The sequence below is a fragment of the Tangfeifania sp. genome, assembly GCF_055108615.1.
This window is the reverse complement of sequence record NZ_JBSQIC010000006.1, coordinates 67,896-83,476: the sequence shown is the minus strand read 5'-3', so window position 1 is coordinate 83,476 and position 15,581 is coordinate 67,896. Positions and strand designations below refer to the sequence as shown.

Sequence of the window (15,581 nt, the reverse complement as noted above, 5' to 3'; positions counted from 1 at the left end):
AAAAATTCCCTTTGCCGTTTCTGCCCCGCAGGAGCGGTTTTTTTTACCACCCTGGTACAAAACTCAACCCAAATACGCCGTTTTCCCATCCTCCGTTTTTTTAAAGCTTCGGTAACGCCTCCGGTGGTGGTACCAATCATGCTGCTTATTGCCTTTAATGATTTCCGCTTTAATTCATCTACATAAATTTTACTTTATTGATATTCTGAACCTTATACTTCAAAATTTATACCGTTGGTCTATTTCGGCTAAATCCTGAGATTTTGGCAGCAAGTTGTCATACCTGACAAGAAGAACCAAAAAACCGTATATTTGATATATGATTCGCGTTGCAATTTTCTGGATTTCCTTATTACTAACTGCCGGGGTTTCCGCCCAGGAACCCGATCCGTTTTTCATTGAAAGAAAGGCAAGGGCTGAACAGGATATTTATCTGAAAAAAACTGTTTTTGCCGAACCGGAAAGTTATGCTGATTACGATTTGATTTACCAGCGAATGGAGTGGGAAGTCGATCCTGCTGTTTCCTTTATTCGCGGGGAAATTACCTCTCATTTTGTAAGTCAGCAAACAAATCTTACTGAAATTGAATTCGATTTGCATGCTGAAATGATAGTCGATTCCATTACCCAAAAAGGACAACCCATTGGTTTTTCACGCAGCCAAAACAAAATTAACGTTCAGCTGAATGAAACGCTCAGCAAAGGACAAACCGACTCGCTCTCCGTTTTTTACCAGGGCGAACCACCGTCCACCGGTTTTGGTTCGTTTACCATTGACACCCATAACCAAACGCCTGTACTCTGGACACTTTCTGAGCCCTACGGTGCCATGGAATGGTGGCCATGCAAACAATCGCTTGCTGATAAAATTGATTCAATCGATGTGATTGTCACCACCCCTGAACCCTACCGAACTGCGAGTAACGGCATTTTGGTTTCTGAAAATGTTATCGACGGAAAACGGACCATGCACTGGAAACACCGTTACCCCATTGCCACCTATCTGGTGGCCATCGCAGTTACCAATTATGCTGATTATTCCGATTTCCTGGAAACTGAAAATGGCAGTGAAATTGAAATCCTGAATTTTGTTTATCCTGAAAACGAAACAAAAGCCAAAAGCGAAACGCCTGTCACTGCTGATATAATGGCACTTTTTAATGAATTAATCGGTGAATATCCTTTCGCCAATGAAAAATATGGTCATGCCCAGTTTGGCTGGGGAGGCGGAATGGAACACCAAACCATGAGTTTTATGGGCAATTTTGGTTTCGAGCTGGTCGCGCATGAACTGGCACACCAGTGGTTTGGCAATTACATTACCCTGGGCAGCTGGCAGGATATCTGGTTAAACGAAGGATTTGCCACCTATCTTTCGGGCCTGGCTTACGAAAATATGCTCGATGGAGTTTGGTGGCCAAGTTGGAAAAGGCTGAACCACGATCGCATTACCAGCGAGCCCGGGGGAAGTGTTTTTGTTGAAGACACCACAAGCGTTTCACGAATTTTCAGCAGCAGGCTCTCCTACTCAAAAGGCGCTTACTTACTCCACATGTTGCGCTGGGTATTGGGCGACGAACCATTTTTCAATGCCATGCGGAACTATTTTAACGACCCCGAAGTAACAAATGGTTTTGCCCGCACCAATCAATTGATCAAACATTTTGAAACTGCCGGCGATACTATCTTCTTCGAGTTTTTCAACGACTGGTTTTATGGTGAAGGATTTCCGGTTTACTCGGTTGAATTTTCACAAACCGATGCCCAAAATTAAAAAATTACCCTGTCGCAAACCCCTTCACACAATTCGGTAGATTTTTTTGAAATGCCTGTTCCTGTAAGGGTTTACAACACCCAAAAAACAGATTCAGCCGATTTCAGGTTAATGCATACAGAAAACAACCAGCATTTTCTGGTTCAGCCTGATTTTATCGTTTCAGAAATTAAAATCGATCCGGATTACTGGCTGATTTCTCAAACCGCCGAGATTGTAGAGGTGCAACTAACCGAAAATCCGGGAACAACTATTGTTTTCCCAAATCCGTTTGAGAATGAAGTTTCAATAATTATGAAAGGGAACCAGTCAATGGTTAAAACCAGTTTATTTAGCACCGGTGGTAAATTACTTCAACAATTCAGCGAAAATCAAACCACCCTCGATTTCTCTCATCTCCCGGATGGAATTTATATCCTGAAAATAGAGACCTCGGAAAAAACAACGGAACGTAAAATTGTAAAATACTGAATCCGATTACTTTGCAATTTAGATTCTGAAGAATTTCCATCCTCCCTTTTTTCTTTTAATATTTTTTTTTATTTTCGTAACACGCATTTTAAATAAAGTAACACCATGTCAGTTACACGTTTTGGAGTTTCTCTCGACGAAGATTTGCTAAAAGCGTTGGATGAATACGTTTCAGAAAATCTTTTTGCCAACCGGTCGCAGGCCATTCGCCACCTGATTGAAAAAAACCTGGTGGAAAAAAAATGGAAATGTGATAACATTGTGGCGGGAGCTGTAGTTTTGGTATTTAACCACGACAAAACTGATATTCTTAAAAAATCGTCAGACATTCAATTTGATCACAAAAAATATATTCTTTCCACTCAGGGTTTTTACCTGAACGAAGAAAACTACCTCCAGATTATTGCAGTAAAAGGTCCCTCGAAAAAACTCACTGAAATTTCCGACAAGCTAATAACTATCAGAGGAATACAGCATGGTAAACTCGTAATGAGCAAAGCAGGATAAAATTTTTTTATAATAATAGTAACACAAAAAAACAAAACAGTAACACCAATTCAAGAAATTTTAAAAATTCAAATCGAAATGAAGAAATTATTCCTGTTTATATTGATTGTATTTCCGGCACTGCTTTCCGCACAGTTATCACTGAAGGACACCATTGAGATTGAAGAAGTTGTGGTTACCGGCACACCGGTTAAGATAAATAAAAATAATGTACCAATGGCCGTTTCGGTTGTCAGCCGTGCGCAAATTGAAGAAACCGACGAATCGGCGTTGCTGCCTGTTTTAAACGGGAAAGTACCCGGTCTTTTTGTAACCGAACGTGGAGTTACAGGGTTTGGCGTTGCTGCCGGTTCTGCCGGCCAGATTTCCATCCGGGGAATTGGCGGGAATCCCACAACCGGCGTGCTCATACTCATCGACGGACATCCTCAGTTTATGGGAATTATGGGCCACCCGCTGCCCGATTCATACGTGGCTTCTGATGTTGAGCGCGTGGAAGTAATCCGGGGCCCGGCTTCTATTTTGTACGGTTCAAATGCCATGGGAGGTGTCATCAATATTATCACAAAAAAACAAACCCGCGAAGGAATTCACGGAAATGCGCGTTTTACTTATGGCTCTTTTAACACCCAAAAATATATGGGTTCAGCGGGCTTCAAAAAAGATAAATTCAGTGCTTTTATATCGGCTAACCACGATAATACCAATGGCCACCGTGAGCACTCTGAATTCAAAATAAACAACGGTTACGCAAAGCTCGGCTACCAGTTAAACGAACACATAAATTTTACAACTGATTTCAGCCTGGCCGACTTTGAAGCTGCCGATCCCGGTCCTGATACTCTCAATGCATCTGCCGGAGAAAAAATTGACATTACCCGCGGATACTGGGCACTCACCATGCAAAATGAATGGGAAAAAATCTCCGGCTCCTTAAAATTATTTTACAACTTCGGGGAACACAATATTACCGATGGGTTTCATTCCAACGACCATAATTACGGTGTCAACTTTTATGAATCGCTGAAATTATTTGATGGTAACAATATTACTTTGGGCGTGGATTATATGAATTACGGCGGCAAAGCAGAAAACCTGAAAGCCATGAACGGCAACGGAATTGTTTTTGCCGACACCACCATCAACGAATCAGGTGTTTATGGTTTTATCCAGCAAACACTGGCTGAAAAACTCACGCTCAATGCCGGTTTGCGGTATCAGAATCATTCGGTTTACGGCAGCCAATGGATTCCGTCGGCAGGATTTGCCTGGCAGCTCGAAGAATCAACCACCTGGAAAGGCAGCGTTTCAAAAGGATTTCGCAGCCCGACCATGCGCGAATTGTTTTTATGGGGCCCCAACCCGGAGCTCAATCCTGAAACCATAATGAACTATGAAACAGGTATCTCAAAATCATTTTTTGATAACATGGTAAATACAGAAATAACTTTTTTTATAGTTGAGGGCGACAACCTGATTGTAACGGTTCCCATGCAGGGCTTGAAAAATGCCGGTGAGGTGGAAAACAAAGGAGTTGAATTTTCGGCAAATGCACGCCCAACCAGTAAGCTGAAAATTGAAACCACTTACAGCTACATGAATATGAAAAACCCGGTTTTTGCCACTCCGGAACATAACTTTTTTGTAAGTGCGCATTACCGCTGGAAAAAATTTCAACTCATGGGAAGCCTTCAGCAAATTGCCAACCTCGACAACGATCCTTCACCAAATGTAAACAAGGTTAATTATACACTCCTGAAAGCAAAAGCGGTTTATAATATTACACCGAACCTGAGGTGGTATGTTAGTGGTGAGAATTTACTGAACCAGAATTACCAGGTCAATCGCTATTACACCATGCCCGGAGCAACTGTGTTTTCAGGATTAGGAGTTAACTTTTAAAAATCAACGGTTTTGCAATTCATTTCTGAAAGATGACCTTACACAGCGGAATCCGATGTAAGATTTTGCTGTATCCTGATATTCGTATGTGCGGGTAGAAGTTCGAATAAAGTATGCAATATCTTTCCACGAACCACCCCTGATAACTTTGCGTTTCATCACGGGTGGATCATCGGGGCGGGCATGGTACTGAAGTTCCGGATTAAAATCGCTGACTACATCATACGCTGCCTCATAAAATGCGGTACTGGTCCATTCGGCCACATTACCGGCCATATCATAAAGTCCGTAATTATTGGGATCGAACGTACCAACCTGCATTGCAGTTGTGGTTGTGGGACTATCGGCAACATAATTGCCCCTCAGAGGTTTAAAATTGGCCACAAAACAGCCGTTCACATTTCGGGTGTAATAACTCCCCCATGGATAAACCGTATTGTTTAAACCGCCGCGGGCAGCCATTTCCCATTCAGCCTCGGTAGGCAACCGGTAATCGTGCGCAGGTGCTTCATTTAACCTGCTGCTAAACACTTTTTTCAGGTCAGTCCGCCACCTGCTAAAAGCATTTGCCTGTTTCCAGGTAACTCCCACAACAGGATAATTATCGAAAGCCACGTGCGAAAAATATTTCATCGTGAATGGGTCGTTGTAGGTGTACGTAAAATCACGTATCCAGCAGAGCGTATCGGGATATACAGGAACCATTTCGTGCATTAAAAAAGAGCTGCGGTTGGCAACCGGAACAGTTTCACCTCCTGGTGTCAGAACTGTACCCTCATAACTTTCACTTTCAAAATTATAACTGTTTTCCCGCCGTGCTGCCTGTTTGTAATCAACCCAGTAATATTCATAAATCAATTTTCGGGGATCGACTTCTTTCCTGAAGGCAATCCGTTCCTCTTCAGGAATGTATAATTCATCCATTGCCAGTTGATAATCAGGATCGTCCCATTCAATTTCTTCCTGCCAGTCAATAACAGGTTCATCGAGTGGAATGCCGTCGGGGCCTTCGGTAATCATAAAATCAGTGTAAGTCTGGCCGAGTAATTTCCGGGCAATGGAGTCGCGCACCCAGTAAACAAACTGGCGGTATTCATTATTGGTAATTTCAGTATCGTCCATCCAGAAAGATTCAACCGAAACTCTTTTTGATTTTTCAGCAATACCGCTCAATTCCTCATCGGATGGCCCCATAACAAATGAACCACGCTGGACATACACCATTCCGTAGGGTGAAGGCTCGAACCAGCTATTGGATTTTCGTTCGCCTCCGGGCAGGTACTGAACAATTTCATTCCGGCAAGAACTGAAAAGCAAGCCACTGGCCAAAATAATATAAACTATTGCTTTTCTCATTCTTTTCAATATTGCTGGAAGATTTTACTTTTTACAAGTTACGGCTGGTAAAAATTACCTGAGTTAAAAAAGGCCTTATGAAACCATAAGGCCAGGACTTAATTTTTTCATTTTAATATTCCCAAAGATCTTGCTCAAAGTTGAAAATTTCTTCTTCAATCTTTTTCGATTCGAGCATGGCTTCTTTCCCGCTCAGGTAGGCACTTATATCGCGGTTATTATACACGTTCGATTCTTTTACCACATAGCTGTTAAAGAAACGTTTGATGAAAAGCTCGTCAAACGACATGGACTGGGCCTCGTTGTATGGATTAAATGCAACATTATTAGCCAGCAGTTTTCTGGCTTCCGGGTAATATACCCAAAATACCTTTTGGCGCTGCAATTGTCCGTTCTCATCGCCCTCTCTTGTAAATTCGCGAATGGGACAAATGCCAATTATGCGTACCTTAAGGGCAGAGGCTTGTTTATCGAAATACCACTCCTCCTTAATCATGTACTGCTTAATATCGCCAGGCCGGATTTCTCCCTGGATGGTAACGGTTTCTCTTTCGCCGGTGTCAAAATCAATTCTCTCCTCTGTTGTTTCTTCGGCACCAAAAGATTCCTGTACCTGTTCATAAGTCATCGGCACTTTAAAATCGTCGTCGAGGCGGGCATCGTAAGGTGTAATCTGCCCGTTTTGAATCCCGTCCAATAGTAACGAAATCAAATTCTTCCTGCCACCCATTTCTTCGGTAGGATAATAGAGGGTCTGATTCATTTTCTCGCGTAAATCAACAACCCTCCAGATTGTTTTCGACCAAAACACATCTGCTTCGCGTACTGACGGCAAAGGCATTGGCCTTTTCTCCGAAATGTCGTTTGTATTGTATGCCCCGTTTACTATCTGGGCATTAACTGTATTTTCTGCAAATACTAAGCTGAAAATTAATGCTCCTATGTAACCAATACTCTTTTTCATTTTTATCGTATTTTTAAAGGAATTGGATCAAGATCGCGAGTTTCGCCATTGTCCCCAACTGCTCTGATATTACCAATATATACTACCTCTTCAGGATTTAACCTTCTGAATTGTTCTTTTTGATCTTCTGTAAAACGATTTGAATTTGACTCCCAGCGATTAACGTAGCCACCCGGACCAGGCACTTCAACTGTAAACTGTGTGATGGTATATTGAAAATCAAAATCAAAATCTTCCAAAACTGCCATTACACCTTGTTCTACCAGCAATCTTTCTTTTCGTATTGTACCTCCTGACTGACCGGCAACCTGTGCAACGGGGTCGGGAACTCTTTTCACGCGCCACTGGCTGGAACCAACTAACCTTCTTTCTCCGCCAATATTGGAATAAACCGACACGACAGTGTTTCTGCCCTGTTCGTCGAGTTCATCCGGGCGTACAATATATTCGTTGCCACTTTTAACTACTGTTCCGTTTGTCATTTGCACTTCCAGGTTCTCCTGGGGTATTCCTCCACCGCCAACATCAAACGGGTTATCGAGGCCGCGGTAAAATACATTCATTCGTGTGGCCGACATAGTGACACTGGGACGTGTAACCTGATATTCCTGCGAGAAAGGATAATTTCTCACAATACCGGCGGGTGTTTTGTACTTAATAACACCACTCCAGCTAAAAACGCCAGGTTCATTGGCTTCCACACGGTAGGTTGCTTTTCCGTCCTGAACATTTACCGGCCGGTTGTTAATTAATATCTCGGGTTGCTGGGTGGTATCTTCAGCAGCCAGAAAAACTTCAGCTACATATTCTTCGCCTTGCAATACAATATTTGAATTTGGAATTACCCGTGCCCCCAGTTTGTTGAATTTAAACGACCCGGCATCAATCTGTGAAAATAAATAGTTGATAAGGTTTGCCTCGGTATTTTTTACATCAATCTGAATTTTGGAAAGCAAAGTAAGAATAGCCACCAGTGGTTTATTCAGAAAACGTTCGCTTTCCCACGATTTTCTTTCGCCGCCTTCTCTTAAGTTAACCGGTGGATCGGAAGTGTCGAGTGCACTTTCAACAGTATTTATCAGTTCGGTATCGGTCTCCTCAATAAGGGCAACCATGTTACCTCTGTACTCATTAATTTTTTCTTTTAAAATCTCGGCATTCCCTTGGGTTATTAAAAATTCTGAAGGCGAATTCAAATCATCTTCTTTTTTCAGGATTAAAGTATCGCCACTTTCGGTAACCAGGTAAAAATCATTTTCTCGCAAGGGGCTCTCGTCAGATACCGGGATAGCTCCGGAATCTCTGACTAAATCCTCTTTCAGTTTTGAAAGGTATAAATACATTTGGGAAGTCAGCATTTTCACACTGTCCGCCTTATCTTTCCACTCTTTCACTTTGGTTTCATTTTCAGCATATGCCTGTTCGAAAGAAGCATATACCTGTGCATTTTTCATGTCCACTGTTTCCAGGGTCTGGATAAGGCTTGAATCCACTACCTGGAATGCATCGAGCACCTCGGCCGCAACGTTGAGTGCCAACATTGCAGTGAGGACAATGTACATCATGTTTATCATTTTTTGCCGCGGTGTTTCCGGACAATTTTTTGCACCCATAGTATAACTTCTATATGTTATTTCTTATAACTCATAGCACCCAGCATATTACCATAAATGGTATTCAGTGCTTCCAGGTTTTTATTCAACTTTTCTGCATTCTCTTTATACTTCTCGAGTTCGGAAACCGAAGAGGATAGTATTTCATTCATTTGAGACAGATCTTTGGTGAATTTATGACTGGCTTCAAACTGGCTCTTTGTCCCTTGCAATTGGTTCTCAAAGTTCTCGTTTAAGGCACTTATATTTTGGTTCAGTTTTTCAAGGTTGTTGTAATATTGTTTCGATCCCTCTCCAATATTTTTTATTTCGTTTGAGAATGTAACAGTTGCTCCATTTACAGTTTCAGCAATCTTTTTCCCTGTTTCTGAAAGCTGTGCCGAAAATTCCTCACTGCCTTTTTGCAGTGTATCAATTGTTCCTTTGCCTGTTTCCGAAAATTGTTGCGATGCAGCGGTGTAGGAGTCAACTAATTTATTCACCGATTCATTAATTGAGTCGTTGGCACGTTTATTAATTTCGGCCAGTGAATTCATTGACTCGGAGGCCGAACTCAGGTTTTTAACATACATATCGGTGGCCAGTGTTGCCGAGGAAATATCGCTGATGCCCCGTGCAGCAGCTGACAGTTCAGATAAACTCTTTCCAACTTTGTCGAGGAGTTCGGGAGATAAATCTGAAGATGCAAGCAACTGGTTGAACCCTCCTTTACTATTGTTCTGGTTCAACTCATCCATATCCATCATTTCGTATTCTTCGCGCAATTCAGGATAAACTTTCCCCCAGTCGGGCATCTCAAGTGGCGGTTCAAAAGCTGACAAAAAGAAAATTAAGGCTTCAGTTATAAGCCCGATAGTAAGAAATAAGCCGGAGTATTCCCAGTGCTGGAGTTTGAACAGTGCTCCAAGCATTACAACAGATGCACCCCATCCATAAACATAGCCCATGAATGTTTTCCAGCGTTTTGTTTTGAAAATCTCACCTAGATTCATATTGCAGTGATAAAAGTTAGTTGCTAATTAAATTCTTCTCCAAAAGTTGACCGTACACATCTAAATCCAACGTATGACTTTGTAGTGTCCTGGTATTCGAAACTGCGCGTAGAAACCTGAGTAAAGTAAGCAATGTCTTTCCATGAGCCTCCTCGTACAACTTTGCGTTTCATCACAGGCGGATCGTCTGGCCTTGCATTGTAGGTAAAAGTCGGGTTTAAATCGCTGTAATAGTTATAACCCGCTTCGTCGTATGCTGTTTCGGTCCATTCAGCCACGTTGCCCGCCATGTCGTATATTCCGTATTCATTGGGTTCGTAGCTTCCAACTTTCATGGTTGAAATTCCGCCGTCCTCAACATAATTGCCTCGCAACGGCTTAAAGTTGGCAAGAAAAACCCCGTCTTCGTCACGGGTATAGTAGCCTCCCCACGGGTACATCGAAAAATCTTTTCCGCCACGGGCTGCATATTCCCATTCTACTTCTGTGGGCAAACGGTAAGCCTGAACAGTGGGCTCTCTTTTTGAGGTTAAATAGTCGGTATGAATTTTAGTTCTCCAGTTGCTGAAAGCCATTGCTTGTTTCCAGGTAACACCAACCACCGGATAATCGTCGAAACCGGGATGCCAGAAATACCGTGTGGCCCAGGGTTCGTTGTATGAATAGGTAAAATCCCTTATCCACGCAAGTGTATCGGGATAAACGTGTACCCTGTCATTCAAAATAAAGTCTGAACGGTTTTCAATGGGCCGCAGTTCCCCTTCGCTGTCGTAAACATTTCCCTCGTAGCTTTGGGTTTCGTAATTATAGCTGTTGGAGCGTTTGGCTGCCTGCTGAAGATCTATCCACCAGTACTCATAAACAAGTTTTCGACTGTCAATTTCTTTTTTTCCAAAAAACCGTTCATTTTCCGGAACATATAAATCCTGCATTGCCATCTGGAAATCAGGATCGCTCCAGTCAATTTTTTCATCCCAGTTAATCCGTGGCGGATCAATAGGCGTTCCGTTCCGGTCTTCGGTAATCAGGAATTCGGGGTACTGATCCCCCAGCATCCGGCGTGCTATTGAGTCCCTGACCCAATGGACAAACTGACGGTATTCGTTGTTTGTAATTTCGGTATCGTCCATCCAGAACGCTTCCTGCGAAACTGTTTTGGTTGGAATACCCGACATTGCGGGATCCTGATCGCTGGGACCAATATTGAAACTTCCCCGCCGGACGTAAACCATTCCGTAAGGTTGAGATTCATTCCACTTTGGTCTCTCCTGCACTCCCATCAGCTCTCCGTTTCCCGATTGGTTACAGGAGGAAAAACCGATAATTGTGAAGAGTACAATTGCAATAAAAAGAAATTTTTTCATAGCTCAATATATATGGCTTTCTTTACAAAAATCTAATACTTTTATATTTTTTACTCCGACTGCGCTCCAGATCAATCGAATAGCTGACAAAGATTTCGTGTGATGCGAAACCTTCGTAACCGATTGCCGAAGTAACCAGATCGAACGAATATCCTACTTTTAGTCCATTTTCCATTTCAATCCCCATCAACAATGCCACAGCATCGTTTACACGATAGCTTAGTCCACCCCAAAAACGATCGTCGTAAACAAGGTTTGTATTTAAATCCAGCTGCCAGCCTGCCAGGTCTGATTTAAACATGAACGACGGGCGTAACTCAAATAACGGATCGGCTAATTTAATATTGTATCCGCCGGTTAAATAATAGTGCCTTGCCATAAACGTAACTGCCTGTTCATCGAACTTAATAACAGCCTGGTTTAAATGGGTAACCGACACTCCTAAATAATAGTTATTTGCCGACAAATACAAACCAGCTCCAAAGTCGAATGCCATTTGACTAACATCTCCCTGTGGTATTCCCGGATCGGAACCCGGCTGGGTGTATAAATCATCTTCAGGCACTTCCCATTCCCCGTTCAAACTTTTATTGAATAATCCCAGAGACAACCCAATTCCCAATGTTCCCATGCTCAAATCAGCTTTGTATGCATAATTGGCATTTATCATGGTATTATTTTCATTTCCCAATTGGTCACTAACAATATTTAAACCCAAACCACTTGGTGTGCCAAACAAATTCACGGCTCCATCAACACTGAAAACGAGTGTTTTGGGCGCGCCTGTCATACCTTCCCACTGATAACGGTTTAATATGATTCCACTTATAACATCTTCTGCTCCAGCATATCCCGGGTTTACGCCCAATTTATAATGCATATTGTTGGTAAACTGTGGATCTTGCTGGCCCATAGCCGCTAAATTAACTAATATCAGCAAATATAGTAAAGAAAATATTTTTTTCATACTCCTCAATGGATGCGGCATAAACAATTTCTCAATCCATGCTAAAGAAATAAAAAATTGTTGTTTGTAACAAACTTCATTTAACATTGGTATGCAAAGAACGGATTCATTATTTTATTATTTTGATAAACCATCCATTTTTTGAACGTACCGGAGCCATTTATGAGGTATTTCGTTGGCTGCAGCCTGGCGATAATCTTCTTCTGAACAGGCAAAAAGATGCGTTTCGCCCGCTACTGAATTCACTTCAAACCACCATCTTTTGGTTGCAGGCTCGTTAAAAAAAACCAGTGGTTGATCCAAATCGTCAATTTCAACTTTATAAACTACACTGTTATCAGCAGGTTGTAAATTTTCGTCATTTCGGGTGGTGCAACCTTCCAGAAAATACCAAATAATTTCGGCAGCCAGTTTTACGGTAATCAAGTTATTGTCTGAAGCCGGGTTGAGTTCAAACACACCGAAATTTTTCAGCCGTTCGCTCATCCCTGCATAACGGGCCAGCTGGCAGGCTTCCTCACCTCTCAAGCCGTTTGGGTTTGTCTGTGTTGCGGCTGGTGCTTCGGTGTATTTTATTGCGCCCACATCAAATGACAAAACATCGGTATTGCGCATTAAAGGTTCCGATTGAAAAAAATTCTCGCGCAGTTGCCCTAACCTCAGGTGTTCTGTTAAGCCGGGAGTTTTTTCAATCAGTTTTTGCCCCACCAGGTGATTTTGATAAGCAATGAGGTTGAATTGAAAAAGCTTTGGCAGATTTTTAAATACCCGTGTTAAATAGTTCGATGAATGGAATGCCTCTACTCCTTTTTTAATGTCGAGCATTGCATCGACAGCCGAAAGCGAGAAAAAACGATTATTGACAAAAGCATCGCAAACCCCCACTGTTAAATCCTGGCTGCCCCCAATTATAACCGAAACAATGTTCATTTCAGCAAAGTACTCCACCACATCGCGTATGGCGAGCAGCGTTCCTTTCAGGCTGCCCGTTGGTTTCAGGTTTCCCAGGTCGGCAATGTTCAGGTTGGAGTTTAACGCTGCCAAACGGTACAATTCCTGCCGAACCAAATTGGGAGTTGATGATGGTGCCGGATTATATTCTCCGTTGAAGACCGGCACACCAAACAAAACAACTTTTGCACTCGAAATAGTTGAAGCAGTAAGTTTAGTGGTGAAAGATTCGACAGATGCGCCCAGCGAATATTTTCCCAATGATTTGTCATTTGCGTCAAAACGCGAAAAATCAACAGGATCGAAATAATCGAAAACTTCCATTCATGAAAAATTTAGGCAAAAATAAGGCAAATGTTGAATCATCTGCCTTTTTGTTCTATTTCTTTTTCCTTCTCCTTCCCGATTTTGGGGCCGGTGCTTCTTCAATTATTTTTTTGCAATCTTCGAGCGATAAATCTTCAGCCTTCAGTTTCTTCGGAATTTTGTAATTCTTCTTTTTGAAAGAAATGTAAGGCCCCCATCTTCCGTTCAAAACTCTAAGCTCAGATTCTTCATCAAAAGTTTTAATAATTGCTTTCCGGTCCTTTTCGCGTTTGGCCTCAATTAATTCAATCGCCTTGTCGAGTTCAACCGTGTATGGATCGTTCTCTTTGCCGAGTGAAACAAACTTATTGTCGTGCCGCACATAAGGGCCAAAACGACCAATATTTACGGTAACTTTTTTGTCTTCGTATTCGCCCAGTTCGCGTGGCAGTTTAAATAAATCGAGGGCATCCTCCAGTGTGATTGTTTCAAGATGCTGCCCGTTGCGGAGGCTGGCAAATTGCGGCTTTTCGTCGTTGGTTTCGGAAGAGGCTTCACCAAGCTGGGCTACCGGGCCGTAGCGGCCAATTTTAACCGAAACCTGTTTGCCGGTTTTTGGGTCGGTCCCCAGCACGCGTTCGCCTTTTGAGCGGCCGGAATTTTCCAGCACATCTTCAACTATTTTGTGAAACGGCTTGTAGAATCTATCGATCATTTCATTCCAAACCTTCTCCCCTTCAGCAATATCATCAAAATCTTTTTCTACACTGGCCGTGAAGTTGTAGTCCATTATTTGTTTGAAATTCTCCATTAAAAAATCGGTAACCACCATTCCCACATCGGTTGGGAAGAGTTTCGATTTTTCGGCTCCGGTAATTTCCGTTCTCTTTTTTTCTGAAATTTTATCGTGGTTCAACGTAATAACATTAAACTCGCGCTCCGTTCCCGGGCGATCTTCTTTTACAACATAATTACGATTTTGAATAGTTGTAATGGTAGGTGCATAAGTTGACGGGCGGCCAATTCCGAGCTCCTCGAGGCGTTTCACCAGCGAAGCCTCTGTATAGCGTGGAGGTTTTTGTGAGAAACGCTGCATTGCAATAATCTCGGCCATGCGCAATGCATCATTGGCTTTCAGCGGAGGAATAATATCCTGGGCCGGTCCGCTGTTCCCGTTTTCATCATCGGTCGATTCCATGTACACTTTCAGGAAACCGTCGAAAATCAGCACCTCGCCGGTTGCTACAAATTTTTCGGGTGCAGTGGAAACATTGATGTTTACTGTTGTTTTTTCCAGTTTGGCATCGGCCATTTGCGAAGCAATTGTTCTTTTCCAAATCAGTTCGTACAAGCGCCTTTCCTGGTTCGACCCCTCAACAGTTTCATTGCTCATGTAGGTTGGCCGGATGGCTTCGTGCGCTTCCTGTGCCCCCTTCGATTTGGTTTGGTATTTCCTGATTTTCAGGTAATCTTCGCCGTGTAAATCAAGAATTTTTTGTTTGGCTGTATTAATGGCCATGTTCGACAGGTTCACCGAATCGGTACGCATGTAAGTAATTTTACCTCCTTCGTAAAGGCGTTGCGCCACAGCCATGGTTTGCGAAACCGAAAAACCCAGTTTACGGCTGGCTTCCTGCTGAAGCGTGGAAGTTGTAAACGGCTGTGAAGGTGAACGTTTGGTTGGTTTTTTGGTTACGTTGCTGACCGAAAATTCAGCCGACTGGCATTTTTTCAGAAAGTCGAGGGCTTCATCTTTTTCTGAAAACCTTTTTGAAAGTTCGGCTTTTAGTTCGGAGGTATTCCCATTTTCATCGCTGACCAGAAATTTCCCGGTAACACGATAATTCGATTCACTTTTAAATTTGATAATTTCCCGTTCGCGATCCACAATCAACCGGACAGCCACCGATTGCACCCTGCCGGCCGAAAGTGAGGGTTTCACTTTTTTCCACAATACCGGCGAAACCTCAAAACCTACAATGCGGTCGAGTACCCGGCGTGCCTGCTGGGCATTCACCAGGTTATCATCTATCGACCGTGGATTTTTAATGGCTTCCTGGATGGCTTCTTTGGTAATTTCATGAAAAACAATGCGTTTTGTATTTGAAGGATCAAGTTTCAACACTTCCTTCAGGTGCCAGGCAATGGCTTCTCCCTCGCGGTCTTCATCGGATGCGAGCCATACTGTTTCAGCATCTTTGGCCAGTTTCTTCAACTCGGTTACAACCTTCTTTTTATCAGGAGTAACAACATATTTGGGTTGATAATTTTTTTCCAAATCAATCCCAAAGTCTTTCTTTTCCAGGTCGCGTATATGGCCCATGCAGGATGTAACATGGTACCCTTTTCCTAAAAATTTCTCAATTGTTTTTGCTTTTGCAGGTGACTCGACAATGACAAGGTTTTCTTGCATA

General features: G+C 42.6%; 13 protein-coding genes. 5 read left to right on the top strand and 8 right to left on the bottom strand.

The window, feature by feature from the left end; all coding sequences use genetic code 11:
- From ACTCNA_RS02785 to ACTCNA_RS02765, 5 genes are all read left to right on the top strand, one after another.
- Positions 1 to 186: hypothetical protein (locus ACTCNA_RS02785; protein WP_462946373.1), on the top strand; the 186-nt coding region annotated here is incomplete at its 5' end.
- 133 nt (positions 187 to 319) lie between these two features.
- Positions 320 to 1,774 (top strand): M1 family metallopeptidase, encoded by a 1,455-nt coding sequence (locus ACTCNA_RS02780; RefSeq protein ID WP_462946372.1) that lies wholly within the window; start codon positions 320 to 322, stop codon positions 1,772 to 1,774.
- A gap of 51 nt (positions 1,775 to 1,825) precedes the next feature.
- The gene (locus ACTCNA_RS02775) at positions 1,826 to 2,245 is read left to right on the top strand and encodes a T9SS type A sorting domain-containing protein (protein WP_462946371.1); all 420 of its coding nucleotides are present in this window, start codon (positions 1,826 to 1,828) and stop codon (positions 2,243 to 2,245) included.
- A gap of 105 nt (positions 2,246 to 2,350) precedes the next feature.
- Positions 2,351 to 2,752: a nickel-responsive transcriptional regulator NikR gene (nikR, locus tag ACTCNA_RS02770; RefSeq protein WP_462946370.1), complete on the top strand. Its 402-nt coding sequence runs from the start codon at positions 2,351 to 2,353 to the stop codon at positions 2,750 to 2,752.
- A gap of 78 nt (positions 2,753 to 2,830) precedes the next feature.
- Positions 2,831 to 4,654, top strand: a complete 1,824-nt coding sequence (locus tag ACTCNA_RS02765) for a TonB-dependent receptor (protein WP_462946369.1) — start codon at positions 2,831 to 2,833, stop codon at positions 4,652 to 4,654.
- 3 nt (positions 4,655 to 4,657) lie between these two features.
- Here the strand turns inward: ACTCNA_RS02765 and porK (ACTCNA_RS02760) are convergent, their stop codons facing one another.
- From porK (ACTCNA_RS02760) to topA, 8 genes are all read right to left on the bottom strand, one after another.
- Complete coding sequence (gene porK / locus ACTCNA_RS02760; RefSeq protein ID WP_462946368.1) at positions 4,658 to 6,010, bottom strand: T9SS ring complex lipoprotein PorK/GldK; 1,353 nt, start codon at positions 6,008 to 6,010, stop codon at positions 4,658 to 4,660.
- A 112-nt stretch (positions 6,011 to 6,122) separates the two neighbouring features.
- Complete coding sequence (gene porN / locus ACTCNA_RS02755; RefSeq protein ID WP_462946367.1) at positions 6,123 to 6,974, bottom strand: type IX secretion system ring subunit PorN/GldN; 852 nt, start codon at positions 6,972 to 6,974, stop codon at positions 6,123 to 6,125.
- Between the two features lie 2 nt (positions 6,975 to 6,976).
- On the bottom strand, positions 6,977 to 8,587 hold the full coding sequence (gene porM, locus ACTCNA_RS02750; RefSeq protein ID WP_462946366.1) for a type IX secretion system motor protein PorM/GldM: 1,611 nt from the start codon (positions 8,585 to 8,587) through the stop codon (positions 6,977 to 6,979).
- A 17-nt stretch (positions 8,588 to 8,604) separates the two neighbouring features.
- Positions 8,605 to 9,579 carry a type IX secretion system motor protein PorL/GldL gene (gene porL, locus ACTCNA_RS02745; RefSeq protein ID WP_462946365.1) on the bottom strand — a complete coding sequence of 325 codons (975 nt, stop codon included), beginning with the start codon at positions 9,577 to 9,579 and terminating at the stop codon, positions 8,605 to 8,607.
- A 23-nt stretch (positions 9,580 to 9,602) separates the two neighbouring features.
- The gene (porK, locus tag ACTCNA_RS02740) at positions 9,603 to 10,943 is read right to left on the bottom strand and encodes a T9SS ring complex lipoprotein PorK/GldK (protein WP_462946364.1); all 1,341 of its coding nucleotides are present in this window, start codon (positions 10,941 to 10,943) and stop codon (positions 9,603 to 9,605) included.
- Positions 10,944 to 10,965: 22 nt separating this feature from the next.
- The gene (locus ACTCNA_RS02735; RefSeq protein WP_462946363.1) at positions 10,966 to 11,910 is read right to left on the bottom strand and encodes a PorP/SprF family type IX secretion system membrane protein; all 945 of its coding nucleotides are present in this window, start codon (positions 11,908 to 11,910) and stop codon (positions 10,966 to 10,968) included.
- 117 nt (positions 11,911 to 12,027) lie between these two features.
- Positions 12,028 to 13,185, bottom strand: a complete 1,158-nt coding sequence (locus ACTCNA_RS02730) for an arginase family protein (protein WP_462946362.1) — start codon at positions 13,183 to 13,185, stop codon at positions 12,028 to 12,030.
- A gap of 55 nt (positions 13,186 to 13,240) precedes the next feature.
- The gene (gene topA, locus ACTCNA_RS02725; RefSeq protein WP_462946361.1) at positions 13,241 to 15,580 is read right to left on the bottom strand and encodes a type I DNA topoisomerase; all 2,340 of its coding nucleotides are present in this window, start codon (positions 15,578 to 15,580) and stop codon (positions 13,241 to 13,243) included.
- Position 15,581 lies beyond the last annotated feature (1 nt).

Coding starts and splice junctions, on each gene's coding strand:
- porM (WP_462946366.1), bottom strand. CDS start 8,587: ATGGGTGCAAAAAATTGTCCGGAAACACCGCGGCAAAAAATGATAAAC.
- ACTCNA_RS02730 (WP_462946362.1), bottom strand. CDS start 13,185: ATGGAAGTTTTCGATTATTTCGATCCTGTTGATTTTTCGCGTTTTGAC.
- porK (WP_462946364.1), bottom strand. CDS start 10,943: ATGAAAAAATTTCTTTTTATTGCAATTGTACTCTTCACAATTATCGGT.
- ACTCNA_RS02765 (WP_462946369.1), top strand. CDS start 2,831: ATGAAGAAATTATTCCTGTTTATATTGATTGTATTTCCGGCACTGCTT.
- nikR (WP_462946370.1), top strand. CDS start 2,351: ATGTCAGTTACACGTTTTGGAGTTTCTCTCGACGAAGATTTGCTAAAA.
- ACTCNA_RS02780 (WP_462946372.1), top strand. CDS start 320: ATGATTCGCGTTGCAATTTTCTGGATTTCCTTATTACTAACTGCCGGG.
- porK (WP_462946368.1), bottom strand. CDS start 6,010: ATGAGAAAAGCAATAGTTTATATTATTTTGGCCAGTGGCTTGCTTTTC.
- topA (WP_462946361.1), bottom strand. CDS start 15,580: ATGCAAGAAAACCTTGTCATTGTCGAGTCACCTGCAAAAGCAAAAACA.
- porN (WP_462946367.1), bottom strand. CDS start 6,974: ATGAAAAAGAGTATTGGTTACATAGGAGCATTAATTTTCAGCTTAGTA.
- porL (WP_462946365.1), bottom strand. CDS start 9,579: ATGAATCTAGGTGAGATTTTCAAAACAAAACGCTGGAAAACATTCATG.
- ACTCNA_RS02735 (WP_462946363.1), bottom strand. CDS start 11,910: ATGAAAAAAATATTTTCTTTACTATATTTGCTGATATTAGTTAATTTA.
- ACTCNA_RS02775 (WP_462946371.1), top strand. CDS start 1,826: ATGCCTGTTCCTGTAAGGGTTTACAACACCCAAAAAACAGATTCAGCC.